General features: G+C 59.1%; 21 protein-coding genes. 11 read left to right on the top strand and 10 right to left on the bottom strand.

Annotated elements, in window-relative coordinates; all coding sequences use genetic code 11:
• Positions 1-59 precede the first annotated feature (59 nt).
• Entirely contained in the window at positions 60-251 is a 192-nt protein-coding gene (locus B3N48_RS01735; RefSeq protein WP_296178800.1) for a CsbD family protein, read from the bottom strand.
• A gap of 278 nt (positions 252-529) precedes the next feature.
• On the opposite strand from B3N48_RS01735, the gene B3N48_RS01730 reads away from it, so the two are divergent.
• A complete protein-coding gene (locus tag B3N48_RS01730; RefSeq protein WP_296178799.1) occupies positions 530-910 on the top strand; it encodes a hypothetical protein in 381 nt (126 codons plus the stop codon).
• Between the two features lie 102 nt (positions 911-1012).
• Here B3N48_RS01730 and B3N48_RS01725 read toward each other — a convergent pair whose 3' ends face one another.
• Complete coding sequence (locus tag B3N48_RS01725; RefSeq protein ID WP_296178798.1) at positions 1013-1849, bottom strand: CvfB family protein; 837 nt, start codon at positions 1847-1849, stop codon at positions 1013-1015.
• Positions 1850-2229: 380 nt separating this feature from the next.
• Here B3N48_RS01725 and B3N48_RS01720 point away from each other — a divergent pair, with 380 nt between their 5' ends.
• From B3N48_RS01720 to B3N48_RS01705, 4 genes are all read left to right on the top strand, one after another.
• Positions 2230-2409, top strand: coding sequence for a hypothetical protein (locus B3N48_RS01720; RefSeq protein WP_166597588.1), 180 nt, complete (start codon positions 2230-2232; stop codon positions 2407-2409).
• Between the two features lie 196 nt (positions 2410-2605).
• Positions 2606-3091 carry a hypothetical protein gene (locus B3N48_RS01715; protein WP_296178797.1) on the top strand — a complete coding sequence of 162 codons (486 nt, stop codon included), beginning with the start codon at positions 2606-2608 and terminating at the stop codon, positions 3089-3091.
• 172 nt (positions 3092-3263) lie between these two features.
• Positions 3264-4016 carry a TorF family putative porin gene (locus B3N48_RS01710; RefSeq protein WP_296178796.1) on the top strand — a complete coding sequence of 251 codons (753 nt, stop codon included), beginning with the start codon at positions 3264-3266 and terminating at the stop codon, positions 4014-4016.
• Between the two features lie 62 nt (positions 4017-4078).
• The gene (locus tag B3N48_RS01705) at positions 4079-4957 is read left to right on the top strand and encodes a DUF6279 family lipoprotein (protein WP_296178795.1); all 879 of its coding nucleotides are present in this window, start codon (positions 4079-4081) and stop codon (positions 4955-4957) included.
• A gap of 83 nt (positions 4958-5040) precedes the next feature.
• On the opposite strand, the gene B3N48_RS01700 is transcribed toward B3N48_RS01705, so the two are convergent.
• Both B3N48_RS01700 and B3N48_RS01695 read right to left on the bottom strand, forming a co-directional pair.
• Entirely contained in the window at positions 5041-5448 is a 408-nt protein-coding gene (locus tag B3N48_RS01700) for a transcriptional regulator (protein WP_296178794.1), read from the bottom strand.
• A gap of 317 nt (positions 5449-5765) precedes the next feature.
• Complete coding sequence (locus B3N48_RS01695; protein ID WP_296178793.1) at positions 5766-7118, bottom strand: DEAD/DEAH box helicase; 1353 nt, start codon at positions 7116-7118, stop codon at positions 5766-5768.
• 178 nt (positions 7119-7296) lie between these two features.
• On the opposite strand from B3N48_RS01695, the gene B3N48_RS01690 reads away from it, so the two are divergent.
• Entirely contained in the window at positions 7297-8613 is a 1317-nt protein-coding gene (locus B3N48_RS01690) for a mechanosensitive ion channel family protein (RefSeq protein WP_296178792.1), read from the top strand.
• A 242-nt stretch (positions 8614-8855) separates the two neighbouring features.
• On the opposite strand, the gene B3N48_RS01685 is transcribed toward B3N48_RS01690, so the two are convergent.
• Together B3N48_RS01685 and B3N48_RS01680 are read right to left on the bottom strand one after the other, a co-directional pair.
• The gene (locus tag B3N48_RS01685; protein ID WP_296178791.1) at positions 8856-9089 is read right to left on the bottom strand and encodes a hypothetical protein; all 234 of its coding nucleotides are present in this window, start codon (positions 9087-9089) and stop codon (positions 8856-8858) included.
• A gap of 562 nt (positions 9090-9651) precedes the next feature.
• Positions 9652-9966 carry a 3-phosphoglycerate kinase gene (locus B3N48_RS01680; protein ID WP_296178790.1) on the bottom strand — a complete coding sequence of 105 codons (315 nt, stop codon included), beginning with the start codon at positions 9964-9966 and terminating at the stop codon, positions 9652-9654.
• A gap of 50 nt (positions 9967-10016) precedes the next feature.
• On the opposite strand from B3N48_RS01680, the gene B3N48_RS01675 reads away from it, so the two are divergent.
• The 4 genes from B3N48_RS01675 to B3N48_RS01660 all read left to right on the top strand — a co-directional run bounded on the left by B3N48_RS01675 (position 10017) and on the right by B3N48_RS01660 (position 14277).
• On the top strand, positions 10017-10943 hold the full coding sequence (locus tag B3N48_RS01675; protein ID WP_296178789.1) for a LysR family transcriptional regulator: 927 nt from the start codon (positions 10017-10019) through the stop codon (positions 10941-10943).
• A gap of 91 nt (positions 10944-11034) precedes the next feature.
• Positions 11035-11364 (top strand): hypothetical protein, encoded by a 330-nt coding sequence (locus B3N48_RS01670; RefSeq protein WP_296178788.1) that lies wholly within the window; start codon positions 11035-11037, stop codon positions 11362-11364.
• Between the two features lie 330 nt (positions 11365-11694).
• The gene (locus tag B3N48_RS01665; RefSeq protein ID WP_296178787.1) at positions 11695-12252 is read left to right on the top strand and encodes a peptidylprolyl isomerase; all 558 of its coding nucleotides are present in this window, start codon (positions 11695-11697) and stop codon (positions 12250-12252) included.
• Positions 12253-12417: 165 nt separating this feature from the next.
• Positions 12418-14277, top strand: a complete 1860-nt coding sequence (locus B3N48_RS01660; RefSeq protein ID WP_296178786.1) for an ABC transporter ATP-binding protein — start codon at positions 12418-12420, stop codon at positions 14275-14277.
• 205 nt (positions 14278-14482) lie between these two features.
• Here the strand turns inward: B3N48_RS01660 and B3N48_RS01655 are convergent, their stop codons facing one another.
• Positions 14483-15610 (bottom strand): GNAT family N-acetyltransferase, encoded by a 1128-nt coding sequence (locus B3N48_RS01655; protein ID WP_296178785.1) that lies wholly within the window; start codon positions 15608-15610, stop codon positions 14483-14485.
• A 292-nt stretch (positions 15611-15902) separates the two neighbouring features.
• Here B3N48_RS01655 and B3N48_RS01650 point away from each other — a divergent pair, with 292 nt between their 5' ends.
• Positions 15903-17222, top strand: coding sequence for a putative porin (locus tag B3N48_RS01650; protein ID WP_296178784.1), 1320 nt, complete (start codon positions 15903-15905; stop codon positions 17220-17222).
• A 322-nt stretch (positions 17223-17544) separates the two neighbouring features.
• On the opposite strand, the gene B3N48_RS01645 is transcribed toward B3N48_RS01650, so the two are convergent.
• The 3 genes from B3N48_RS01645 to fadD1 all read right to left on the bottom strand — a co-directional run bounded on the left by B3N48_RS01645 (position 17545) and on the right by fadD1 (position 24854).
• Positions 17545-18666 (bottom strand): beta-ketoacyl-ACP synthase III, encoded by a 1122-nt coding sequence (locus tag B3N48_RS01645; RefSeq protein ID WP_296178783.1) that lies wholly within the window; start codon positions 18664-18666, stop codon positions 17545-17547.
• 332 nt (positions 18667-18998) lie between these two features.
• On the bottom strand, positions 18999-22910 hold the full coding sequence (gene hrpA, locus B3N48_RS01640) for an ATP-dependent RNA helicase HrpA (protein ID WP_296178782.1): 3912 nt from the start codon (positions 22908-22910) through the stop codon (positions 18999-19001).
• A 246-nt stretch (positions 22911-23156) separates the two neighbouring features.
• Entirely contained in the window at positions 23157-24854 is a 1698-nt protein-coding gene (gene fadD1 / locus B3N48_RS01635; RefSeq protein ID WP_296178781.1) for a long-chain-fatty-acid--CoA ligase FadD1, read from the bottom strand.
• Between the last annotated feature and the right edge of the window lie 52 nt (positions 24855-24906).

The following is a 24906-nucleotide window of genomic DNA, read 5'->3' as shown; positions in this document are numbered from 1 at the left end:
TGGATGACACTATTCGCATGAGGCTTCTTGAAACACCTGAAGCTCAGGCATGCAGGCCGTCAGTGCTTGTCGACGCCTTTTTTAACAGCGTCTTTGGCATCGCCGACTTTCTTCTGGACTTCACCTTTGACTTCCTGCGCTTTGCCTTCAGCGCGCAGCTTGTCATTGCCAGTGGCTTTGCCTACGCCTTGCTTGATGTTACCGACTGCTTCGTTAGCGGTGCCTTTGATTTTATCGCCAGTGCTGCTCATCGTTGTTTCTCCTCGGTAAAAATCAGGTGTCATAACCTCGACATAAAAATTGACCCGATCCCGTTCTCCAGAGTTTCAAATATTTACCGCGCTTTTTTTTCGCAGCTTCAAGACAGTTCGTCTCGAGGCTGAAGTTTGGCCTTTATGTTTGCGCGACAACCCCGGAGAATGCGCGGCCGAACCGGGAGGCACCCACCCAGGGTGCCCAGCGATTACGCCTTCACGCTCAAGCGAGCGTCGTGGCACCGGGTCACAAGACAGCGCTACACAGGACCGTTATGAAACTCGACAAGCAACAAGCCATCGCGCGCCGCAATGAGCAACTGGGGGGTGCCGTTCTGGGCACCAACAATACCCACTTCGCCGTCCTCGATCCCAAGCGCAACATCTGGTGGTTCGACCTGCCGGTGGCGCGCCTGGCGGTCGGTCAGTACGAGTGGCTGCACTTGCTGCTGCACACGCCAGCCTCCGACGAGCTGATTCATCTGAAAGTGACCACCCGATTCCTGCGCGAACAGAAAGACGGCGTGGTGATCCGCAATGAAGGCAAACGCAAGTCCACGGTCAGCCTGGAGCTGTCGGCGGACAAGGATTCGTACCTCAAGGACATGCGACCGAACGGGGCGCACCTGAGCTTTGCGAGTTTTGTGCAGAAGTAGGCAGCGCAAATAATCCTGAGGCCGCGCTGGACCGCGATGCCGATGCGTCAGTCTCAAGGAGCGCTTGGCCGGTCGCTGCCGTGGCCAAGCGCGCGCCTGCCCTCAGACCAATTCGATGCGGTCCGCGTGGATCACGATTTGGCCCTGCTTGTACAAGGCGCCGATGGCTTTTTTGAAGTTGCCTTTGCTGACCCCGAACAAGTTGCTGATGACTGCAGGATCGCTCTTGTCGCTGACCGGCAGCACGCCGTTGTTCTGACGTAACGTAGCGAGAATCTTCGTGTTCAGGCTGCTCGCCAGTTGTTCGCCCACCGGTTGCAGACTGAGGCTGATGTTGCCGTCACTGCGTATTTCCTTGATGAAGCCTTTTTCCTGTTTGCCGGAGCGCAGGAATTTGAACACTTCATTCTTGTGTATCAGGCCCCAATGCTTGTTGTTGATCACAGCCTTGAAACCCATGGCCGTTTCTTCGACCACCAGCAGGTCTACTTCCTGACCCACCGCGTAGTTGGCCGGGATTTTGTCCAGGTAACGGTCCAGGCGCGACGTGGCGGTGATGCGACGGGTGTGTTTGTCGAGGTACACATGCACGACGCAGTAATCCCCGGCTTTGAGCGGGCGCTTTTCCTCGGAATACGGCAGCAGTAAATCCTTTGGCAGGCCCCAGTCCAGGAAAATACCAATGCTGTTGACTTCCACGACTTTGAGACTGGCAAACTCACCGACCTGTACTTTCGGCTTTTCCGTGGTGGCAATTAACTTGTCATCACTGTCCAGATAAATGAAAACGTTTAACCAGTCCTCGTCTTCGCTGGGAATATCTTTTGGGATATAGCGGTTGGGCAGTAATATTTCGCCGTCCTGCGCACCGTCCAGGTATAAACCGAAATTCGTGTGTTTGACCACTTGCAAACTGTTGTAGCGCCCGACTAAAGCCATGTCCAAATACCCTCATTGCGTGGCGGCATTCTACCCGAGATTGGCGACGGCTGGCCCCGTCGGGCGACAGCCGATTCACAGCGGCCCTGCAAGCCTTGAAAATCAAGGTGCCGGGTCCATACACAGCGCCGATACCGACCTATCGCTTTCCATTCGTCAGACCGTCTCGTTCATTTCGGAGGGTATTTTTTCTCCACAATACGACGCGCTCAGCACCCATGCGGGCAATTAAAACAGACAGTTAGCCGATATTTTCAAGGCATGATGAGCGTCGCCGAAAAGATTGACTCGCGAACAGCGCCGCTCATTGGCCGCGCAATTTTCTGCGCATTCGGATAAGATGGCCGGCCGTATTAATTTTATATAGGTTAATAGCAGCCATGCGCGTAAAAGCATCCAACTCGAAAGCCAAGCCAGCTCCTGCCGTTGAGACCAGCGATTCGATCAACGCACAAATCGCCGCTTTCCTGAAATCCGGTGGAGAAATCCAGCAGATCGCCAAAGGCGTCAGTGGCCAGACCTTCGGTACCTCGAAACAGATCTCCCTCGGTAAAAAGTAAATTTTTCCCCGCCTCAGCGGTCGACATCCAGGCGCTTTGATCACAAGGCGCCAGGTCCATCGCTCTCCGATTCAAGAAGCCCGCTCCAAAGCTCTGCTTTACTGTCTCGACACAGCCCGCTCGTCCTGACCTGGCAGCCGCACGCGACAGACCGGACGATGCCCTGAATGACCCGACATCTCAGCGGAAATCCGATATGAAGAAATGGATGTTTTTCGGCGCCCTGCTCTGCCTTGGATTGGGCGGTTGTGCGACAAAAGGGTGTGATATCACGGCGGCAGGCAGCAGTTGCCGGGCCGATTATCTGCTCTACCAGAACGACATGTTGCAGGCCAAATGGATCATCAATGAGCGTCGTCAGGACAGCTATGAACTGGCAAGCGCCCTGCTCGACCGCGCGGTAAAACAGGACACGACCGGAGAAGCCGAGTTTTATCAGGCGGTACTCCAATTACGACTGAACGCGGACGGCTCACGGGTCCACGAATTGCTGCAAGCTTCTGCTGACAAGAAGTACCCGCTGGCCATCGCGCTGCTGGCGCAGTTGTCAGGGTCGGTGGATCAAGAGAAAGCCCGACGTTACCGGGCCAAATACGATGAGCTGGACGTTGCCAAGAGCGGTTATCCGTCATTTCCTCAAGCGCTTATCGTCGTCAACAAGCTCATTTCACCGACCAACTGATCGCAAAGTTCAACTTTTCTGCCACGAATCGACCAGCGGTCGATTCATGGGCTCATTCGCCGGTATGCTTGCGAGGCTCTAGCTCGCGGTTCTTATCGGCGCCCTCGGGATTTCGCCGCGCATTTGATAAGCGCCTTCGATCCACTCCTATGAATCCGAAAAGGAGTGAAGCATGCCTCATGCTCTCCGTTTAACAGGCTGGACCGGCGCCCTGCTCGCGGCCGCGCTGCTCACGCCCGCGCTCGCCAGCGCGCAAATGATGGAACGCGACCTGGGGGACTTCAGCCTCAAGCTCGGCACCACGCCCAGCCGCACCATGGCTCAAGGGCTGGTCACGCCGAGCGCGGGGGATTCCAAATTTCACGGCGGGCTGGACCTGAGTCACGAAAGCGGTTTCTATTTCGGCCAGTGGTCGCCCAGCGCAGGCCTTGCGCCGGACACCACCCTGGAAGTCGACTCGTATCTGGGCTTCAAGAAGCCCTTCGACAAGACCCTCGGCTACGAACTTGGTGTGATTCGCTACAGCTACCCCAACACCAGCCAGATCGACAGCCACGAGTTGTATGCGGGTTTTCGTATCTTCGACAGTCGCATCGGCACCGCTGTCAGCACGGACGCCGGGCGTCAGGACAGCACGCTGTTTCTCGACCTCGGCGGGCTTGGCGGCTTCATGCCGTTGGGGCTGGATCTGCGCATGCAATACGGCAATCACCAGCTCGACGCCCCCACGGTGATCGACGGGGGGGGCGTGGTCAGTGCTTACAACGACTGGTCGTTCAACATCTCCCGCCCCTGGCTGGGCATGGACATGAACCTGATGTACAGCGGCTCCAGCCTTAACGGCGCCGATTGCAGCGCCTACAGCGGGCACAATACCCAATGCGAGAGCGCCGTTACCCTGAAGATCGTGCGCTCATTCTTCTGATCGGCTGAACCGCCTTGACCTGGCTTGCTCTATAAGGGGTGACGAACCGGCAAGGAGCTGACATGCGCACCGTGTTAAAGACCTGTACTTCGCTGTGGCTAAGCCTGTTGCTAGTCGCAGGCTGCAGCCAGATTGGTCTCACGTATCGGCATCTGGACCTGATCATCCCGTGGTCGTTGGGTGACTATCTGGCCATGAACGCCACGCAAAAGGACTGGCTTGCCGAGCGCCTCAAGGAGCATCTGACCTGGCACTGCACGACGCAGATCCCCGACTACCTTGGCTGGCTGGACCGCTTGGAAAACATGGTCGAAACCAATCAGGTCAATGCGACCCAGCTCGAAGCGCGCACCTCGGAGGCGCGTGAGGCCATTGCCACCATTTCCCGTGAAATTACGCCGTCTGCGGTCGAGTTGCTGCGCCAATTGGACGATCAACAGGTCGCCGAAATGGAAGCGGCGTTCGCCAAGGATGTGAACAAACACGAAGCGGAATTCGTCGATCAGCCGCTGGATCGCCAGATCAAAGACCGCGCCCAGCGCATGGAAAAGCGCCTGAACCCGTGGATCGGCAAGCTGAGTGCGTCGCAACGGGATCGGGTGACACAGTGGTCGACGTCGTTAGGGGAACAGAATCGGGTCTGGATCGATAACCGCGCTCACTGGCAGTCGCTGCTGGTCACCGCCGTCAAGCAGCGACAGGCACCCGACTTTGATCAGAAGATCGCCCGTCTGCTCCAAGACCGCAAGACGTTTTGGACCCCGGAATACCGAGCGGCGTACGACCATACCGAACAAGCGGCGATTTCCCTCATCACCGACTTGATGGCCCAAAGCACGCCCGAGCAGCGGCAGAAGCTGTTGGCGAAGATTGCCGATGTTCGACAGGACTTCACCCAGCTGAGCTGTTTGAAAGGGGCAAAGAAAGCGCAGGCACTGTAGTAGCCGCGCTCGCCCATCCGCTGAGCGAACCACGCATTCCCCACGGTGGCTCAGCCAGTTAAACGCAAGCGCGCAGCGACATCTTAGATCGCGCCCGGTGCCGCCTGCGCCTTGGACGACACGTCGTCGAAGGTAGCTGGATCCAGTGCGTCAGCCTGTTCGTCCAGCATCTGACGCGGCGGAGCATCGCCGGGGATGCTGCTGTCAATCATCGCCAACAGCTTCGACCCCCGTGGCGTGAGCACGAAGTTCTCGCCATTGCCACCTTCTGCCTCAGGCCGCGATTCAATGAAGCCACGTTTCAACAGCAACGCTTCGAGGTCGGCCGCGTTGGATTTGACCGCATCGAGATTACCGGGCTGTTCACCCGCTTGGGCTTTCGCCGCCGCATGTTCTTCGGCGTATTGGCGCGGGGCAAACGATTTATCGGCGCCGTTTTGCACTTCATGCAACAGACGCTCGATCAGGTCCCAGTCGTATTTGTCAGACATCTTCCAACCTCCAGGAGCAGGGATGAAAACCCGCGACGTCCGGTCGCCGGGTCGGGTGCACACAAGCTGTGACCGGCTGCAGGCTCAGCCGTTCACCCCATCACCCGTGGGCATCGCTGCCGCGCTGAAGCGGGCTGTCGCTAAGCCGGTCTCGGCCTGGACGCAGGAAGAGCCAAACTTGACTGTGGGAGTGGGCTTGCTCACGAAGGCTCGTTTGAAGACACTGCATCCAGTGCCTGAACGGTCCTTCGTGAGCGAGCTCACTCCCACTGGAGGTCATCCACGCGCCGTTTTCAGGGCGTGGATTCGACGAGGCTTTATTCGGAAACCGGCGGACGGGTTACGCGTTTTTTCAATGGCGCCATGCCGTCCTGGCTGACCAGCGATTCGGCCTTCGGACGGTTCACCGTCTTGCGTTTGGTCGGGCCCTTGGCGGCTTTTTTCTTGTCGGCGGCCTTCTTGTCGCCTTTCGCATCGGTCTTTTTCTTCTTCACGCCCACCGCTTTGCCCGAAGCCTTGACCTTCTTCGGCCCGGTGTAGGTGCCCTTCACTTCCTTGATCGTGCGGCGCTCGAACTTCTGCTTGAGGTAGCGCTCGATGCTGGACATCAGGTTCCAGTCGCCGTGGGTGATCAGCGAAATCGCCAGACCTTCGGCCCCCGCACGACCCGTGCGGCCAATGCGATGAACGTAGTCGTCGCCGCTGCGCGGCATGTCGAAGTTGATCACCATGTCCAGCCCATCAACGTCGAGGCCCCGGGCCGCCACATCGGTCGCGACCAGAATCTTCACCCCACCCTGCTTGAGACGGTCGATCGCCAGCTTGCGATCCTTCTGATCCTTCTCACCGTGCAGCACGAACGTCTTGTACTCCAGCGCCACCAGACGGCCATAAATGCGGTCGGCCATGGCGCGGGTGTTGGTGAAGATGATCGCCTTCTGATAAGTCTCGTTGGCCAGCAACCAGTGCAGGATCTGCTCTTTGTGCACGTTGTGGTCAGCGGTGATGATCTGCTGACGGGTGCCTTCGGCCAGCTCGCTGACGCTATTGACCTGCAAATGCTGAGGCTCTTTGAGCACCTTGGCGATCATCTCCCGCAGGCCCGAGCCGCCGGTGGTCGCGGAGAACAGCATGGTCTGCTGGCGGTTGGCGCATTCGTTGGCCAGGCGCTCGACGTCTTCGGCGAAGCCCATGTCGAGCATGCGGTCGGCTTCATCGAGGATCAGCAACTCGACGTGCTTGAGGTCGAGGTTGCCCGCGTTCAGTTGCTCCAACAGACGCCCCGGCGTGCCGATCAGGATGTCCGGAACCTTGCGCAGCATGGCGGCCTGCACCTTGAAGTCTTCGCCGCCGGTGATGAGACCCGCCTTGATAAACGTGAATTGAGAAAAACGCTCGACTTCCTTGAGGGTCTGCTGCGCCAGCTCGCGGGTCGGCAGCAGGATCAGCGCGCGAATGTCCACACGTACCTTGGCCGGGCCGATCAGGCGGTTGAGCATGGGCAATACGAAAGCAGCCGTTTTGCCGCTCCCGGTTTGTGCCGTCACCCGCAGATCGCGTCCTTCCAGCGCCAGCGGAATGGCCGCCGTTTGCACAGGCGTAGGCTCGACGAAATTGAGTTCGGCCACGGCTTTGAGCAGGCGTTCGTGCAGGGCGAATTGGGAGAACACGGGTGTTACCTCGGCGGAATGCAAAAAAACAGTCGCATAGGGTACCGGTTTAAGCCCGATTCGCCGAGTTTCTTTACCTCGGAAGGCCTATTTTGTTACGGGATTTGCCCTCAGCGCCCCGGAGCCTTCCGGGAATGCTCTAATCGCGCCCCCTTTTTTCATCAGGAGATTTGCGCCCATGGACACCTCATCACTTTGGCGGCGGATTCAGGAAGTCTGGGAGTTGCTTGAACACCAGCCCATGCTGCGCACGGCCCTGGGTTTACTGATGCTGTTGATCGCCGCCCTCGTCCTCGGGCGGGTGGTTCGCTCCATCCTCCTGTACGCCATGAAAGCCCTCGGCCGCCAGCCCGCGCTGTTTTGGCTCAACGATTTTCTGCACAACAAGGTCTTCCATCGACTGGCGCAAATGACGCCCTCGCTGGTGATTCAATTCGGGCTCAATCTGGTGCCCGACCTCAGCCCAGTCGCCGCCCATGTGCTGGGCAACGTGGCCATGGCCTTCACCATTCTGTTCCTGATGCTCACCCTCGGCGCATTGCTCAATGCCATGCTCGACATCTACGCCCGCACGGAACATGCCCGCACGCGGTCGATCAAGGGCTATGTGCAACTGGCAAAAATGATTCTGTACGTGTTCGCCGCGATCATCATCGTCGCGACGTTGATCGACCGTTCTCCGCTGTTGCTGCTGTCAGGTCTGGGCGCGATGTCGGCGGTGATTCTGTTGGTGTACAAGGACACGCTGCTGTCGTTCGTCGCCAGCGTGCAACTGACCAGCAACGACATGCTGCGGGTCGGCGACTGGATCGAAATGCCCCAGGTCGGCGCCGATGGTGACGTCGTGGATATCACCTTGCACACGGTCAAAGTACAGAACTTCGACAAAACCATCGTCTCTATCCCAACCTGGCGCCTCATGTCCGAGTCGTTCAAGAACTGGCGGGGGATGCAGCAGGCGGGGGGGCGTCGGATCAAACGCAGCCTGTTCATCGACGCCAGCGGCGTGCGCTTCGTCGCCGAGGCCGAAGAGCAGACCCTCACCCAAGTGCGCTTATTGACCGATTACATGGGCCGCAAAAAAGCCGAACTCAAAGCCTGGAACGAAGCGCAAGGCAACGTCGCTGAACTGTCCGCGAATCGCCGTCGAATCACCAATCTCGGCACTTTTCGCGCGTATGCGCTGGCTTACCTCAACAGCCATCCGGACATCCACCCCGACATGACCTGCATGGTCCGCCAGATGGAAGCCACCGCTCAAGGTGTTCCGCTGGAGATCTACTGCTTCACCCGCACCACCAGTTGGGCCGATTACGAGCGCATTCAGGGGGACATTTTCGACTACCTGCTGGCGGTGTTGCCGGAGTTCGGGCTGAACCTGTACCAGCAGCCGAGTGGATCGGACATGCGGGTGGGGTTGATGGGCCGGCAACCGACGACACTCAAGCCAGACGCAGCGTCCATCTCCGCTGAATTGAACAGCCAACGCCTATGATCAATAGCGACGTCATCGGTATCAAAAATACTTTCCACATAGCAGCGGGATATTGGCTTACAACGAGCGGCACCATGAGAGGTCATCAATATTGGCCAACTAGACAGTCAACTCTGACTCTGCGCGCACTTTAACTATCGGACTGATAAACACCGTATATACGCAGACTTGATCCACAAAAAAACCCGGCACTGGCCGGGTTTTTTTTATGCCCTCAGATTGAACTGAGTGTGCACCTCAACTTAATAGCGCTGGTAGCCCGATCCGAATTCTTTGCGGTTGTCGGCAACGATCACGGTGCCGGAAGCCTTGGTATCAAAGGGTTTGACAGCCGATTTGCTGGTGACTTTGCTGTCCAGTGTCGAAGCGCCGGAAGCGTCGACAATGGCGCGTGGGTAAGCTTTTTCAGGTGCGGCGAAGGCAGAGCCGGCAGCCAGGATTGTCAGCGCAAAACCGAAGGCGATGGACTTTTTCATGATTTGAATCTCCAGAGAACGTTTAAGTCAGTAGGGTTAATTCGTTTCGTTGGAGCCAATCTATTCGGCAAACGCTGTATTGAAAAACCACGCTTGAACATACTGAACATCAACTTCAATGATGTTGGCGACGGGAGCGTCTAATCCGTTGGTTCCAAGCATCTTGTTACGTTCCCGAAGCGCAGGGTTCATGAGAAACGCGAGCGCCGATACGCTCAAGCGACCCGCTTTACAGCGCCAAATCAGTAAACACCCGGCCATAAAAAACCCGATGACCCAGCACTGTCGGCGGGTCTATCGGGCGATGCACTCAGGAGCAGTAAGTGCCAAGGGAGAGTCGATGAACGCGGACAGCATCGCGCCCCGGCATTAACGCGCGATTAAGCTTCTTCGCATGGCCCCTATTCCCCTGCTAGCCGGCGCCCGGATCAAACAGCCACCCCGAGTGTCCAGCGCGAGGCGCTGGTCGTATCGATCAAATCACCTGAAAACTGCTACTAAATATCTAATAAATTGTTTCTAACGCCGAAGGACACTAGGCTTTCCGGTCAATGCCATCGGTTCATTGGGGATCGCAGGTGAGTTTGATCCGCAATTTGACGATCTCTCGGCTGAATTTGACGGTGACATTAGCGCTGCTCTTCGGTGCGATCTGCACGCGACGGGTTCGCGGCGCCTCCGGGCCGTTGCTGAACACGGCGGCACACTTGGCCGGGACATCGCCGTAGTTGTTCACGGTAAGGCTCCCAATGTCGTAGGCGGTGTCGTGGCTGTTGTAGTCGATTTGCACACCATTGATGTGCTTCTCGACATCGATCGGGTAAGCAAAGGCGCTCAGGGGCAACATCGTCAGCAACACACAACAGATTTTTTTCATGCGGCAGTCTCCAATTTGAGGCAGCCAGCGTAGGACAAAAGGAAGCAAAGATGAAAGCGCCCCGCGTGACCCTTGATCAATGGCGCACCTTGCAGGCGGTGGTCGACCAGGGTGGTTTTGCTCAGGCCGCCGAAGCCCTGCACCGTTCGCAATCGTCGGTGAGCTACACCGTGGCTCGCATGCAGGACCAACTGGGCGTGCCATTGCTGCGCATTGACGGCCGCAAAGCTGTGCTGACCGACGCAGGTGAAGTGCTGCTGCGTCGGTCACGGCAACTGGTGAAAAATGCCAGCCAGCTGGAAGACCTGGCCCATCACATGGAGCAAGGTTGGGAAGCCGAAGTGCGTCTGGTGGTCGATGCGGCCTATCCCAACGCACGATTGGTACGCGCACTCACGGCCTTCATGCCGCAAAGTCGCGGTTGCCGCGTGCGCCTGCGTGAAGAGGTGTTGTCCGGCGTTGAGGAGGTCCTGCTCGAAGGCGTGGCGGATCTGGCCATCAGCGGCTTCAACATTCCAGGCTATCTGGGCACGGAAATGAGCGCCGTAGAATTCGTCGCTGTGGCGCACCCCGAGCATGCCTTGCACCAGGTGCAGCGCGAATTGACCTTCCAGGATCTGGAAAGCCAGTTGCAGGTGGTCATTCGTGACTCGGGCCGCAATCAGCCCCGCGACGTGGGTTGGCTGGGCGCCGAGCAACGCTGGACCGTCGGTAGCCTGGCCACTGCCGCCAAGTTCGTCAGCAGTGGATTGGGCTTCGCCTGGCTGCCGCGGCACATGATCGAGCGCGAGATCAGAGAAGGTGTGCTGAAGGTGCTGCCGCTGGACAAAGGCGGCAGCCGCAACCCGACTTTCTATCTGTACGCCAGCAAGGACAAACCGCTGGGGCCTGCAACGCAGATCCTCATCGAGCTGATTCAGAGATTCGACACCGCGCCGCTGGATGCGCCATTCGTGGCTGCGCAACAGACGGTGTAAGGCCGACGCGCATCGGTCAGAAGGAGCACGCTCGCCCGTTATCGCGTGGTATCTACGTTTGGCTCGTTGGCGCGGGTATTGCGCATGGGACATGGGCAACGCATTTGGCAAACACCTGTGGCTCGACCCCAAACAAGCCGATCAGCGGCACGCATTGACCACGCGCCGGACGCAGGACAATAAACACGCTTATCCCGCTGGTTGCAGCGGGATCGGGGGGTGGCGAGTCAAGCACAGCTATCGCGAATTCGGCGCACCCATGCGGGTCATTACAGCGAAATATGATTACCCGCCAGTGGCGCAGAAAACGACGTACGTTAGGCTTATTCATGAGGCGAAGTTGGTGGTCATGGAGGATTCCCGACATGCAACCCGCTGGATTGCCTGGAAGAATCTAACCGGGTTCTTCTGGAATTCTTGAAAGATGTGGATGCATCGTCACTGGAGTGACTTTCATGAAAAACATCAAAAAAATCCTGCCATTCGTTTTGCTGAGCGTGTTCGCGATCCTACATTCAGGTACAGCCAATGCAGACATCAGCCTCAACTTCGTGAAACTGGTAAGTTTTTATGACCAATTCCCTTACATTGATCTAGATTTATCGATCGGAGATTAGAGGCGACCAGTACCCACTGGCTTGCACAAGACTCAGAGCCCCCCTCCCGGGGCTCTGTCCAAATCCCCTCAAACGTGTTTCCCTTACGTCCTGTTTTTTGCAGTCGAAAATCACTTTTCAGGACGTTCCCCCCCATGCTGAAAAAAATTGCCCTCTCTGCCGCCGCCGTGCTGTTCGCCTCCAACCTGATGGCCGCACCCGCGCCGCACGTTGTGCTGGACACCAGTTTCGGTCAGGTTGAAATCGAGCTGAACCAGGACAAGGCGCCGATCAGTACTGCGAACTTCCTCAAGTACGTGGACAGCAATTTCTACTCCAACACCATCTTCCACCGCGTGATTCCCGGCTTCATGGTGCAAGGCGGCGGCTTCACGGCGCAGATGGTGCAGAAGCCCACCAACGATCCGATCAAGAACGAAGCCGACAATGGCCTGCATAACGTACGCGGCACGCTTGCCATGGCCCGCACGTCGGATGTGAACTCGGCCACCAGCCAGTTCTTCATCAACGTGGTCGATAACGCCATGCTCGACCACGGCGTTCGGGACTACGGCTATGCAGTGTTCGGCAAGGTGGTGAAGGGCATGGACGTCGTCGACCAGATCGTTAACGTGAAGACCGGTAATAAAGGCGGGATGCAAAACGTGCCGTTGGACCCGATTCTGATCAAGTCAGCCAAGCGCGTGAACTAAGCTCCACAGCGTGTGCGGAAGCCGGGCACGTGCCCGGCTTTTTCGTTCCTGAAACGCAACGCGCGTGAAAAATGTGAGCAATTGCGTCTGACTGTGGTCAGATTCGGGGACGCACCCCAGTCCTTCAGATAGGAGAGCCCGCTCAAGCGTGGGCGTCATTTGCCAATGCTCTATCGCCGTTTCGAAAAGCTGATCGATATCTTCCGCGACGCACCCACCGTCGCCCCTCCCAACCAAGTCGTTTCGTTTTACGTGTACTACCTCAAGCAGGTCTGGCCGAGCTTCTTGGCCCTGCTCGTCGTGGGCCTGATCGGGGCGCTGATCGAGGTGTCGCTGTTCAACTACCTCAGCCGCATCATCGATTTGGCGCAAGGCGCGCCCAATCCGAATTTCTTCAGTGATCACGCCTTCGAATTGACTTGGATGGTGATCGTCGCGCTGGTGCTGCGACCGGTGTTCGTTCTGTTCCACGACCTGCTGGTGCACCAGACCATCGGCCCCGGCATGACGAGCCTGATCAACTGGCAGAACCACAGCTACGTGCTCAAGCAAAGCGTCAATTTCTTTCAGAGCGACTTCGCGGGCCGCATCGCGCAACGCATCGTCCAGACCGGTAACGCGCTGCGAGATTCCGCCGTGCAGGCCGTGGATGCCATGTGGCACGTGCTGATCTACTCCATCGGCGCGCTGGTGCTGTTCGCCGAGGCCGACTGGCACCTGATGATTCCGCTGATCAGCTGGATCATTGCGTTCACACTGTCGCTCTGGTGGTTCGTGCCGCGGGTCAAGGCGCGTTCGGTGGTGTCCTCGGAAGCGCGTTCGAAGCTGATGGGACGCATCGTCGACGGCTACACCAACATCACCACACTCAAGCTCTTTGCTCACACCAATTCAGAACAGCAGTACGCGCGGGAAGCGATCAGCGAACAGACTGAAAAAACCCAGCTGGCCGGTCGCGTGATCACCGAGATGGACACCGTGATCACGGCGCTGAACGGCATCCTGATCGTCTGGACCACGGGGCTGGCGCTGTGGCTGTGGTCGCAATCGCTGATCTCGGTGGGTGCAATTGCGCTGGCCACCGGTCTGGTGATCCGGATCGTCAACATGTCCGGCTGGATCATGTGGGTGGTCAACGGCATTTTCGAGAACATCGGCATGGTCCAGGACGGTCTGCAAAGCATCTCCCAGCCCGTCGGTGTCGAGGACCGCAAAGCGGCGCCGACCCTTCAGGTCAGCCACGGCGAAGTGAAATTCGAACACCTGAATTTCCAGTACGGCCCCGGTAAAGGAGTGATCAAAGAGCTGAACCTGGACATCAAACCCGGCGAAAAAATCGGTTTGATAGGTCCATCTGGCGCAGGCAAATCAACGTTGGTGAATCTGCTGCTGCGCCTCTATGACGTACAGGGCGGCCGTATCACCATCGATGATCAGGACATCGCCCACGTCTCGCAGGAGAGTTTGCGTTCGCACATCGGCATGATCACTCAGGACACCTCCCTGCTGCACCGCTCGATTCGCGACAACTTGCAATACGGCAAGCCCCACGCCACCGACGCCGAGTTGTGGGAAGCCATGCGCAAGGCGCGTGCCGATGGGTTCATTCCGCAATTGTCCGACGCCGAGGGTCGTACCGGACTCGATGCCCACGTGGGCGAGCGCGGCGTCAAGCTGTCGGGGGGCCAGCGTCAACGCATCGCGATCACCCGCGTGCTGCTCAAGGACGCGCCGATTCTGATCATGGACGAGGCAACCTCCGCGCTGGACTCGGAAGTCGAGGCCGCGATTCAGGAAAGCCTGGAAACCCTGATGCAGGGCAAAACCGTGATCGCTATCGCTCACCGCCTGTCGACCATCGCCAAGATGGATCGTTTGGTGGTGCTGGAGGAGGGTCAAATCGTCGAGACCGGCACTCACGCCGAGTTGCTGGCAAAAAAAGGGTTGTATGCCCGGCTATGGGCGCACCAGACCGGTGGGTTCATGGGTGAGGAGGAATTCCCGCTGGCGCCATTGACGTTGTAGCTCAGTAGTTCGAAGTTGCCGTCGATCTGCCGGATGGACCTCGAAGCTGTGGGCTAAGACGGAAGTACGACGGCAGCGAAGGCGGTGGCTAAACGATAGGTGAACTGCCTGACACTCCGTGATCGTTGCCGATTTGCCTCCGGCAGCTCCAATACCCTTAGGGGATGGGTCGCACTTCATGCGGCACATCCCCACTGTTAAAGCGTCAGTCCCCCTGCCGGTACGGCAAGGCTCCGCGCGCTTCCTCGGCATAGGCCAAAATCCCCGCCCTTTCTTGCTCCAGAAACCCCGCGACGGCTTCGCGCAGTCCTGGATGGGCAAGGTAATGCCAAGAGTGGGTGATCACCGGTTCGAATCCGCGAATCAACTTGTGCTCACCCTGCGCACCTGCATCGAAACGCTGCTTGCCGTGTGCAATGGCGTAATCCATGCCCTGGTAGAAACAGGTCTCGAAATGCAGACGGTCGAACTCGGCCAGGCAGCCCCAGTAACGCCCGTAAAAGCTGTCGCCGCCGATCAGGCTGAAAGCCATGGCCACCGGCCGTGAGCCCTGCTTCGCCATGACCACGCGAATGGCATCCGGCATGCGCTCGGCCAGCAGGCTGAAGAATTCGCGGGTCAGGTACGGCGCCTGGCCGCGAATCTCGTACGTGTTGGAATAGCAGGCATAAACAAAATCCCACTGCGCCTGACTCAGCTCGTGGCCTTCAAGCCACTCGAAATCAAAGCCCTGCCCTGCCACCTGCTCGCGCTCCTTGCGCATCTGCTTGCGCTTGCGCGAACTCAAGGCGTCGAGGAAATCCTGGAAATCCCGATAGCCCCGATTCTGCCAGTGGTACTGGCAGCCGATCCGTTGCAGCCATTCCGGGTGCTCGGCGAGCAAGGTGTCGGCCACGGGGTCGGTGAAGTTGACGTGCACGCTGGACAGTTCTTCTGCCTCGGCGTAACCGGGAAGGCAGGCGATCAATTCGCGACCGTCTTCCGGGGTCTTGGCCAGCAGCCGTGGCCCGCTGACCGGGCTGAACGGCACCGCCACCAGCAGCTTGGGGTAATAGGCAATGCCCGCACGGCGACAGGCATCCGCCCAGCCATGATCGAACACGTACTCGCCATAGGAGTGCCACTTGCGGTAGGTCGGCAGGGCAGCGACCAACGTGCCATTTTCGTAATGCAACAGATGCTCGGCGCGCCATCCGGAACGGGGCCCGAGGCTACCGCTGTCCTCCAGTGAACTGAGAAATGCGTGACGCAGAAACGGCGACTCACCGGGTATCAGCGCGTCCCATTCGGCGGGTGCCAGATCCGACAATGTATCCAAGCGATGCAGCGACATCGACCTCTCCCAGACTCTCAAAACCGCGTGCGCCAACGTTTGCGCTTTAACACTAAGTGACTCGACTTGCACATGAAATCTTCGGCGACAGCGCTCTAGTTCGCGGGTTCCACGAAATTCTTACGTGTCATCGACATGCCATCACCTAGCCATCCCTCTGTCATAAACCATCGCAATACTGGCGCCTGTTTTTAGAGCCTTCGGTTCTTAAAACACAGACTTTTTTCCGCCCATTTCCGGTCGGTCGTTCCCAGGATGGCTTTGTCATCCCTTCTCATCTACGGAGATTGATATGCGTCTTGCTTCCACCAAAACTGCGGCAGCCCTGTGTGGCGGTCTGTTGCTGGCCATGAGTGTTCCGGCCAGCGCCGCAGTCGACGCGAAACTGCTCGACATGCTCAAGGCCAACGGCTCGATTTCCCCAGCCCAATACGCCGAACTGCAAACCGAGCTGGCCAAAGATCAGCAGGCTCAACAGCAAGCCCAGAAAGCGACAGCCGATCAGATCGCTGCCGCCAGCGCTGCCAAGTCCTCGGAACTGTCGGCATTCGAACAGAAAGTGGCGTGGGCCGCCAAGACTCAATTCAAGGGTGACGTTCGCGTTCGTCAGGAAACGGTCAAAATCGACGACCAGAACAACAGCCAGGACAAGAACCGCCAACGTATCCGCGTGCGTCTGGGCGCTTACACCGACATCAACCCGCAGGTCAGCACCGGCATTCGTATCGCCACGGGTGGCGACAACAAGGCCAACTCCACCAACGTCGACCAGAACGACTACTTCACCAAGAAAGACCTGTGGCTGGACCAGGGCTACATCGATTACCACCCGACCGCCATCCAGAACCTGCACATCATCGGCGGCAAGATGGCACAGCCTTGGGTCAGCGAAGGCGACGTGATCTGGGACAGCGACATCAACCCGGAAGGCCTGGCCGCCACTTACAGCCTGCCCGTCACCAAGGGCTTCGAGCTGTTCGGCAGCGCCGGCACGTACACCCTCAAGGACAACATCAGCGGCGACGGCACCCAGTTCAAGAACGACCTGCGCCTGAACGCGGCTCAGTTGGGCACCCGTATCGGCGTCACCGACGCGATGAAACTGACCCTCGGCGGTTCGGTTTACCAGTACGAGAACTCCAACGACTGTAATCCGGCAGCGGCAAGCACCAGCACGACGTTCTGCGGTTTGAGCATCAACGGCAACAACACCACCGACTTCCGCCTGTATGAAGGCTTCGGCCAACTGGACTTCACCGGCCTGGTCGTTCCGCTGGGTGTATATGGCCAGTACGTGGTCAACAGTGCCACCGACAGTGACCAGGACACCGCATGGCTGGCCGGTATCAAGACCAAAGTCTTCGGCTTCGGGCTGGACTACAACTACCGCGACACCCAGCGTAATGCCGTGGTGGGTGCCTTCACCGACTCTGACTTCGCCAACGGCACCACCGGTTCGCGCGGCCACAAGCTGAGCGTGTCGTACGACGTCGACAAGAACTTCACCCTCGGCGCTACGTATTTCCTGACCAAAGCCGATTTCGCCTACGCCAACGCCCCGCGTGACGAAGATGCGAACACGCTGCAGCTGGACGTTATCGCCAAGTTCTAAAAACAGCAGCCGCAGGTTTCAAGCGGCAAGCTAAAAGCATCAAGCCTTGGGCGCTCCCTTAGGCTTGAGGTGACTCTCCAGCCCGCCGTTGCCCTGTCGGATCCCCATCATCCGTTCCGACAGGCCAATGCCGGGCTGTTTCTATTGCTGATTACACACTGGCCCCTGTAGGCGCACGGCTTGTCCCGCGATCGGCCGGGAACCGGTCGTAAAAATGGCAACCGCGTCCAGGCCAGAACAACACCTGCGTTCGATGCTTGTACTGCCGCTACGCGCCAGATCGCGGGACAAGCCACGCGCCTACAGGGCTCCGTTGAACGATCTATTTCCTGCGCAAAATCACGCTACCAATCGAATACCCCGCGCCAAACGAACTGAGCACGCCGAGCGCGCCTTTGGGCAGATCATCCTGGTATGTGTGGAACGCAATCACCGAACCCGCTGAGCTGGTATTGGCGTAACTGTCGAGAATCACCGGGGCTTCCTCAACGGTAGCGTCGCGGTCCAGCAGCTTCTTCACGATCAAATGGTTCATGCTGAGGTTCGCCTGATGCAGCCAGAAGCGCTTCACGTCGCTGACATTGAGGCTGTTTTCGCTCAGGTGCGTGCCCACCAGTTCCGCCACCATCGGGCAGACCTCACGGAACACCTTGCGCCCTTCCTGCACGAACAGCTTGTCCGGCTTGCCCTCGCCCTCTTCGGCTGTGCGGTTGAGGAACCCGAAGTTGTTGCGGATGTTGTTGGAGAAACTGGTCAGCAATTTGGTGCTGACGATGTCGAATTGGTGCTCGGACGTCGCCAGATCGGCGCGCTCGACCACCACGGCGGTCGCCGCGTCGCCAAAGATGAAGTGGCTGTCGCGGTCGCGAAAATTCAGGTGCGCGGTGCAGATTTCCGGGCTGATCACCAACAAGGCGCGAGCCTGGCCCAGTTTCACGCTGTTGCAGGCGGTCTGAATGCCGAAGGTCGCTGAAGAGCAGGCGACGTTCATGTCGAAACCGAACCCTTGAACACCGAGGGCGGCCTGGATTTCGATGGAAATGGCAGGGTAGGCACGTTGCAGGTTGGAGCAGGCGACGATCACGCCATCGATATCGGCAGCGGTCTTGCCGGCGCGTTGCAGGGCCTGTTCAGCGGCCGCGACACCCATCTGGCAGAGGATCGACCATTCGTCATTGGCGCGTTCAGGCAAGCGAGGTTTCATGCGCTGCGGATCGAGGATGCCCTCCTTGTCCATGACGAAGCGGCTTTTGATGCCACTGGCCTTCTCGATGAAGGCCGCGCTGGATTCGGTCAACGCTTGAATGTCGCCAGCCTCGATCGCCGCAGCATGTTCGGCATTGAAGTGCGCGACGTAGGTGTTGAAAGAATGCACCAGCTCATCATTGGAAATGCTGTTGGGCGGGGTGTAGAGCCCTGTGCCACTGATCACGACGTCGTACACGGTCGTTCCTCTCTCTTGGATGGGCGGCAGACAAACCGTCTGCGCAAGCATGGTGCTGGCTGTTTCTGGAACGACAGTACCAATGCAACGATAAAGTCCCCCGTTCACGGGAGCGCTGTTTTGATGAGGCCTTGGGTTTTAGCCGCGAAGTTTGCCATAACGGCCGGGATTTGGCGCTATCGGGCTGCTGGAATGCAGGGGCGTTGCTGTCGATGCTACCGGAAGGGCGTGAGAGCCGGCTTGCTGGCGAATGGGCCGTGTCAGACGGCGCACATTGCCTGACCTACTGCCTTCGCCAGCAAGCCGGCTCCCACAAGCTTCAGCGCAATACCTTAGCCTTCCACCTGACTCCACTGCTTACTCAAGCGCTTGTCCGAAATCGGCACTTTGGTCCCTAGCTGTTGGCCGAACAGCGACACGCGGTATTCCTCCAGCCACCAGCGGTATACCGCCAGTTCAGGGTCGCGTTTGCCTTCCTGCGCATGTTTGTCGGCGCGGGTCTGGTATTGCGCCCAGAGGTTGCCCAGTTCAATGCTCCAGACCCGGTCCTTCTGCACCTGACTGCCGAGCTTCTCCAGGCGCAGTTCAATGGCCTTGAGGTAGCGCGGCAGCTCCTTGATCCACAGCGCAGGGGTCTCCCGCACGAAGCCCGGATACACCAGGTTGCCCAACTGCGCCTTGATGTCGTTCAGCGCGACGGCCTGGGCCAGGTCGATCTTGCCTTTGAAGCGCTTTTGCAGGCCATGCCACAACGTGAGAATGTCCAGGGTCAGTCGCGCCAGACGCTCGGCGTGATCGGTGAGGGCCCCGCGCTTGCGCTCGGCAAGCGACATCAATCCTGCGCCATCGCGCGGCAATGTGGCTTCGCCTTCGAGAATGCAGCTGTCCAGACTGGCCAGGAGAATGTCTTCGATCAGCCCGTCGACCCGGCCCATGTCGCGATACAGCAATGCCAGCTCTGTCTGCCCCGGCAATTTGCTGCGCAGGAATTTCGTCGGTTCGGCCAGCTGTTGCAGCAGTAAACGCTGCAGGGCACGCCGGTGCTGATATTCGGCTTCAGTCTGGGTCGAGAAGCGCCCTTCCTTCACCGCCCCGCCCTCTTCCACCAGCGCCGGATAGACCGTCATCGACAGCCCGGCGATCTTCTGCTGAGTCTTCTCTTCGACCTTGGCGAAGCCTTTGGCTTCCACCGGCTGCTGGCTTTTGGCCGACTGCGGCACGGCCAACGCCGCTTGCCCGGCCTCGGCGAAACGCGCGGTCAGCTCGTCCAGATCGCGGCCTTCGCCGAGGAATTTGCCATTGGCATCGACCACTTCAAGGTTCATCTTCAAGTGGCTTTCCACCTGCTGCGCGGCCTCAGCCCACGCCTCATCAGAGACCCGCGCCCCGGTCATGCGCAACAACTCGCGGCCCAGCGCCTGGGGCAGCGAGCCTTCGGCGAACACCATGCGCTGCAACGCCGCTTTGACGAAATCCGGCACCGGGACGAAGTTCTTGCGCAGCGCCTTGGGCAGGTTGCGCACCAGCGCCACGCATTTGGTCTCCAGCAGCCCCGGCACCAGCCACTCCAGACGCTCGGCGGGCAGCGACAACAGCAGCGGCGCAGGCACCCGCAATGTCACGCCGTCGCGCGGATGATTAGGCTCAAAGTGGTAGGTCAGCGGCAGGGTCAGATCGCCCAGGCGCAGCGTGTCCGGGTACAGATTGGCCGTGACCTCGCTGGCCTCCCGCGCGAGTACGTCTTCCTCGCGCATGATCAGCAGCTGCGGGTTCTTCTGGCTTTCCATCCGATACCACGCGTCGAACGTCGCGGTCTGGTGAATCTCGGCAGGCAGGCGCTCATCGTAGAAGCGAAACAAGGTTTCTTCGTCCGCCAGAATGTCGCGACGCCGCGCCTTGGCTTCCAGTTCGTCGAGCTGTTCAAGCAGCCTGGTGTTGGCGCTCAGGCATTTGGCGCGGGATTGAATCTCCCCACGCACCAGCCCTTCACGAATGAACAACTCGCGCGAGACCACCGGATCAATCGGCCCGAAATGCACAGGGCGACGCCCGACGATGATCAGGCCGAACAGGGTGATTTGCTCGAACGCGACGACCTGCCCGCGCTTTTTCTCCCAGTGAGGCTCGAAGTGGTTTTTCTTGATCAGGTGCGTGGCCAGCGGCTCGATCCAGTCCGGCTCGATCTTGGCCACCATGCGCGCGTACAGCTTGGTGGTCTCCACCAGTTCGGCGGCCATGATCCACTGCGGCCGTTTGCGCCCCAGCCCCGATGAAGGGTGAACCCAGAAGCGACGCTGACGGGCCCCGAGGTAATCGCCCTCTTCGGTCTTCTGGCCGATCTGGCTGAGCAGGCCCGACAGCACCGCCTTGTGAAATTTCGGGTAATCGGCCGGGTCTTTGTTGACGGCCAGTTGCAGGTCACGACAGATCAGGCTCAGTTGGCGATGGGAATCGCGCCATTCACGCAGCCGCAGATAATTGAGGAAATTGCGCCGACACCAGTTACGCAACGGACTGGCGGTCAGCGCCTGGCGCTGCTCTTCGAAACCGCGCCACAGATTGACCAGCCCGGCAAAGTCCGAATCCTGATCCTTCCATTGAGCGTGGGCCTGATCCGCAGCCTGTTGGCGTTCGGGCGGACGCTCGCGAGGGTCTTGGATCGACATCGCGCTGGCGACGATCAAAACTTCCTGAAGACTGCCCTGCTTCGCCGCTTCCAGCAGCATGCGGCCCATACGCGGGTCCACCGGCAGACGCGCCAGTTGACGACCCAACGGCGTCAGCTGGTTTTCCCGGTTGACTGCCGACAGCTCTTGCAACAGGTTGAAACCGTCGCTGATGGCCTTGCCATCCGGCGGCTCGATGAAAGGGAAATCGGTGATCTGGCCCAGACGCAGGTGCAGCATCTGCAGGATGACCGCCGCCAGGTTCGTGCGAAGAATCTCGGGGTCGGTGAATTCCGGACGCGAGAGAAAATCCTCTTCGCTGTACAGACGCACGCAAAGGCCTGGTTCGACCCGGCCGCAACGGCCTTTACGCTGATTGGCGCTGGCCTGGGAAATCGCCTCGATCGGCAGGCGCTGCACCTTGGCGCGGTAGCTGTAACGGCTGATCCGCGCAGTACCGGTGTCGATCACGTAGCGAATGCCGGGGACGGTCAGCGAGGTTTCCGCGACGTTGGTCGCCAGCACCACGCGACGGCCGGGATGGGACTGGAAGATCCGCTGCTGCTCGGCTGGCGACAGACGCGCGTACAGCGGCAGGATTTCGGTGTGCTTGAGCTGGGCCTTGCGCAGCATTTCGGCGGCGTCACGAATCTCGCGCTCGCCCGGCAGGAAGACCAGCACGTCCCCTGGCGATTTGCGTTCCGCGCGTTCGAATGCGGCCAGTTCGTCGAGAGTCGCGAGGATTGCCTGATCGACGGTCAGGTCGTCCTCGACGCTGTTGCCCTCTTCGTCCTGCTCGGCCGTCATGGGCCGATACCAGGTCTCGACCGGGAAGGTTCGACCCGAGACTTCAATGATCGGCGCCTTGTCGAAATGCTCGGAGAAACGTTCGAGGTCGATGGTGGCCGAGGTGATGATGACTTTCAGGTCCGGCCGGCGTGGCAGCAGGGTTTTCAGGTAGCCGAGCAGGAAATCGATGTTCAGGCTGCGCTCGTGGGCTTCATCGACGATGATCGTGTCGTAACGCTCCAGAAAACGGTCGTGCTGGGTTTCGGCGAGCAGGATGCCGTCGGTCATCAGCTTGATCAGGGTGTTTTGATCGCTTTGGTCCTCGAAGCGCACCTGATAGCCGACCAGCGCGCCCAACGGTGTGCCGATTTCTTCCGCGACCCGACTGGCGACGCTGCGTGCGGCAATCCGGCGAGGCTGGGTGTGGCCGATGAGGCCGTGCTGGCCGCGGCCGATTTCCAGGCAGATTTTCGGCAGCTGGGTGGTTTTGCCTGAGCCGGTTTCCCCCGCGATGATCAGCACCTGGTGCTTGAGCAACGCGTCTTTGATCTCGTCACGCTTGGCGGCGATCGGCAGGTTTTCGTCGTAGCGGATCGTCGGCACGCTCTGCTTGCGCGACGTCACCAGCGCGCACGACGCCTGAACCCGCTCGACCCACTGCGCCAGCTTGCCTTCGTCAGGCTTCTTGCGCAGCTCGTGCAACTGGCGACGCAGGCGATGACGATCACTGATCATCCCGTGGTCGAGGTTCTTGGACAGCTGGTCGATGGAGGGCGATTCGTCGGTCATCAGGGCGCGAAGTCTTTTCTATCTGAATGCAGGGCGCGGATTGTCGCAGATTTAAAGGGCCTGATGCATATCTGCAGACATACGCAAATCCCTGTGGGAGCCGGCTTGCTGGCGAAAGCGGTGTGTCATTCAATGCAGCGTTGCCTGACCGGACGCATTCGCCAGCAAGCCGGCTCCCACGGGATCGCATCTGGCTCACAAACGACAAACCCCGCACGAAGGCGGGGTTTGTGGCATGGCAGCGAATCACGCCGGTTTTTTCAACGCCAGCTTCTTCAACTCTTCGTCCCGCAGTTCGCGGCGCAGGATCTTGCCGACGTTAGTGGTCGGCAACGCGTCGCGGAATTCCACGTTGCGAGGCACTTTGTAGGCCGTGACATTGGCGCGCATGTGTTCCATGACCTGATCCTTGGTCAGCGTTGCGCCGGGTTTGACCACCACGAAGATCTTGATCGCCTCACCGGATTTATCGTCCGGCACCCCGATGGCCGCGCTTTGCAACACGCCTGGCAAGCTGGCCAGTACGTCCTCCAGTTCGTTCGGGTAGACGTTGAAACCGGACACCAGAATCATGTCCTTCTTGCGGTCGACGATGCGCATGTAGCCGTCGGGCTGAATGATCGCGATGTCGCCGGTTTTCAACCAGCCTTCGGCGTCGAGCATTTCATCCGTGGCGTCCTGACGCTGCCAGTAGCCTTTCATCACCTGCGGGCCCTTGACGCACAACTCGCCGACTTCGCCCAGCGGCAACTCTTCACCCGCGTCGTTGATGGTTTTGCACAAAGTCGACGGCACCGGAATGCCGATGGTGCCCATCTGAATTTTCTGGATCGGGTTGACGCTCGCCACCGGGCTGGTTTCGGTCATGCCGTAGCCTTCGCAAATCGAGCAGCCGGTCACTTCCCTCCAGCGCTCGGCCGCCGCCTGTTGCAACGCCATGCCGCCTGACAGCGTGAGCTTCAGTGCGGAGAAGTCCAGATTGCGGAAGTCAGCGTTGTTGCACAGTGCCACGAACAGCGTGTTCAGCCCCACGAAACCGCTGAACTTCCATTTCGACAGTTCCTTGACCATCGCCGACAGGTCGCGCGGGTTGCTGATGAGGATGTTGTGGTTGCCGCTCAGCATCATCGACATGCAGTGAAACGTGAACGCGTAGATGTGATAAAGCGGCAGTGGCGTGATCAGCACTTCCATGCCTTCGTTGAGGTTGGAGCCCATGAGCGCCTTGCACTGCAGCATGTTGGCGATCAGGTTACGGTGGGTGAGCATCGCGCCCTTGGCCACCCCGGTGGTGCCGCCGGTGTATTGCAGCACGGCCACGTCGTCGCTTTTCGGCGATGCATCGGAGATCGCTTTGCCCCGACCCCACGCCAGCACGTGATTGAACGTGACGGCTTTAGGCAGATGAAACGGCGGCACCATCTTTTTCACGTACTTGATGACGCTGTTGATCAGCAAGCGTTTGAGCGGCGGCAGCAGGTCGGCGACTTCGGTGACGATGACGTGTTTGACCTGGGTTTTCGGCACGACCTTTTCGGCCAGGTGTGCCATGTTTGCCAGGCACACCAGCGCTTTGGCACCGGAGTCGTTGAATTGGTGTTCCATTTCCCGCGCCGTGTACAGCGGGTTGGTGTTGACCACGATCAGCCCGGCGCGAATGGCACCGAACACGGCGATCGGGTATTGCAGCACGTTGGGCAGTTGCACCGCGATGCGGTCGCCCGGTTGCAGGTCGGTGTGCTGTTGAAGATACGCAGCGAAAGCGCCGGACAGTTCATACATCTCACCGTAGGTGAGGGTTTTGCCCAGGTTGCTGAATGCGGGTTTGTTGGCGAAACGCTCGCAGGACTGTTTCAATACCGCCTGAACGTTTGGATACGCGTCCGGATCGATCTCGGCAGCGATACCAGACGGATATTTATCCTTCCAGAAGTTTTCGATCATGGAAGCCGACTCCTCAGCGACAGCGTTTCTACACACCGCTTGATGCGATGAT

This window comes from Pseudomonas sp. UBA1879, from assembly GCF_002338065.1.
Classification (GTDB): Bacteria; Pseudomonadota; Gammaproteobacteria; order Pseudomonadales; family Pseudomonadaceae; genus Aquipseudomonas.
The sequence above is the reverse complement of the archived record's forward strand: the minus strand, read 5'-3'. Positions and strand labels throughout refer to the sequence as shown.

Excerpts from the sequence above, each read along its gene's own strand:
- B3N48_RS01685 (WP_296178791.1), bottom strand. The coding sequence starts at position 9,089 with ATGAAAAAGTCCATCGCCTTCGGTTTTGCGCTGACAATCCTGGCTGCC.
- B3N48_RS01720 (WP_166597588.1), top strand. The coding sequence starts at position 2,230 with ATGCGCGTAAAAGCATCCAACTCGAAAGCCAAGCCAGCTCCTGCCGTT.
- B3N48_RS01690 (WP_296178792.1), top strand. The coding sequence starts at position 7,297 with ATGGACACCTCATCACTTTGGCGGCGGATTCAGGAAGTCTGGGAGTTG.
- B3N48_RS01655 (WP_296178785.1), bottom strand. The coding sequence starts at position 15,610 with ATGTCGCTGCATCGCTTGGATACATTGTCGGATCTGGCACCCGCCGAA.
- B3N48_RS01670 (WP_296178788.1), top strand. The coding sequence starts at position 11,035 with ATGGGCAACGCATTTGGCAAACACCTGTGGCTCGACCCCAAACAAGCC.
- B3N48_RS01730 (WP_296178799.1), top strand. The coding sequence starts at position 530 with ATGAAACTCGACAAGCAACAAGCCATCGCGCGCCGCAATGAGCAACTG.
- B3N48_RS01725 (WP_296178798.1), bottom strand. The coding sequence starts at position 1,849 with ATGGCTTTAGTCGGGCGCTACAACAGTTTGCAAGTGGTCAAACACACG.
- fadD1 (WP_296178781.1), bottom strand. The coding sequence starts at position 24,854 with ATGATCGAAAACTTCTGGAAGGATAAATATCCGTCTGGTATCGCTGCC.
- B3N48_RS01675 (WP_296178789.1), top strand. The coding sequence starts at position 10,017 with ATGAAAGCGCCCCGCGTGACCCTTGATCAATGGCGCACCTTGCAGGCG.
- B3N48_RS01665 (WP_296178787.1), top strand. The coding sequence starts at position 11,695 with ATGCTGAAAAAAATTGCCCTCTCTGCCGCCGCCGTGCTGTTCGCCTCC.
- B3N48_RS01715 (WP_296178797.1), top strand. The coding sequence starts at position 2,606 with ATGAAGAAATGGATGTTTTTCGGCGCCCTGCTCTGCCTTGGATTGGGC.
- B3N48_RS01660 (WP_296178786.1), top strand. The coding sequence starts at position 12,418 with ATGCTCTATCGCCGTTTCGAAAAGCTGATCGATATCTTCCGCGACGCA.
- B3N48_RS01700 (WP_296178794.1), bottom strand. The coding sequence starts at position 5,448 with ATGTCTGACAAATACGACTGGGACCTGATCGAGCGTCTGTTGCATGAA.
- B3N48_RS01650 (WP_296178784.1), top strand. The coding sequence starts at position 15,903 with ATGCGTCTTGCTTCCACCAAAACTGCGGCAGCCCTGTGTGGCGGTCTG.
- B3N48_RS01735 (WP_296178800.1), bottom strand. The coding sequence starts at position 251 with ATGAGCAGCACTGGCGATAAAATCAAAGGCACCGCTAACGAAGCAGTC.
- B3N48_RS01705 (WP_296178795.1), top strand. The coding sequence starts at position 4,079 with ATGCGCACCGTGTTAAAGACCTGTACTTCGCTGTGGCTAAGCCTGTTG.
- B3N48_RS01680 (WP_296178790.1), bottom strand. The coding sequence starts at position 9,966 with ATGAAAAAAATCTGTTGTGTGTTGCTGACGATGTTGCCCCTGAGCGCC.
- B3N48_RS01710 (WP_296178796.1), top strand. The coding sequence starts at position 3,264 with ATGCCTCATGCTCTCCGTTTAACAGGCTGGACCGGCGCCCTGCTCGCG.
- hrpA (WP_296178782.1), bottom strand. The coding sequence starts at position 22,910 with ATGACCGACGAATCGCCCTCCATCGACCAGCTGTCCAAGAACCTCGAC.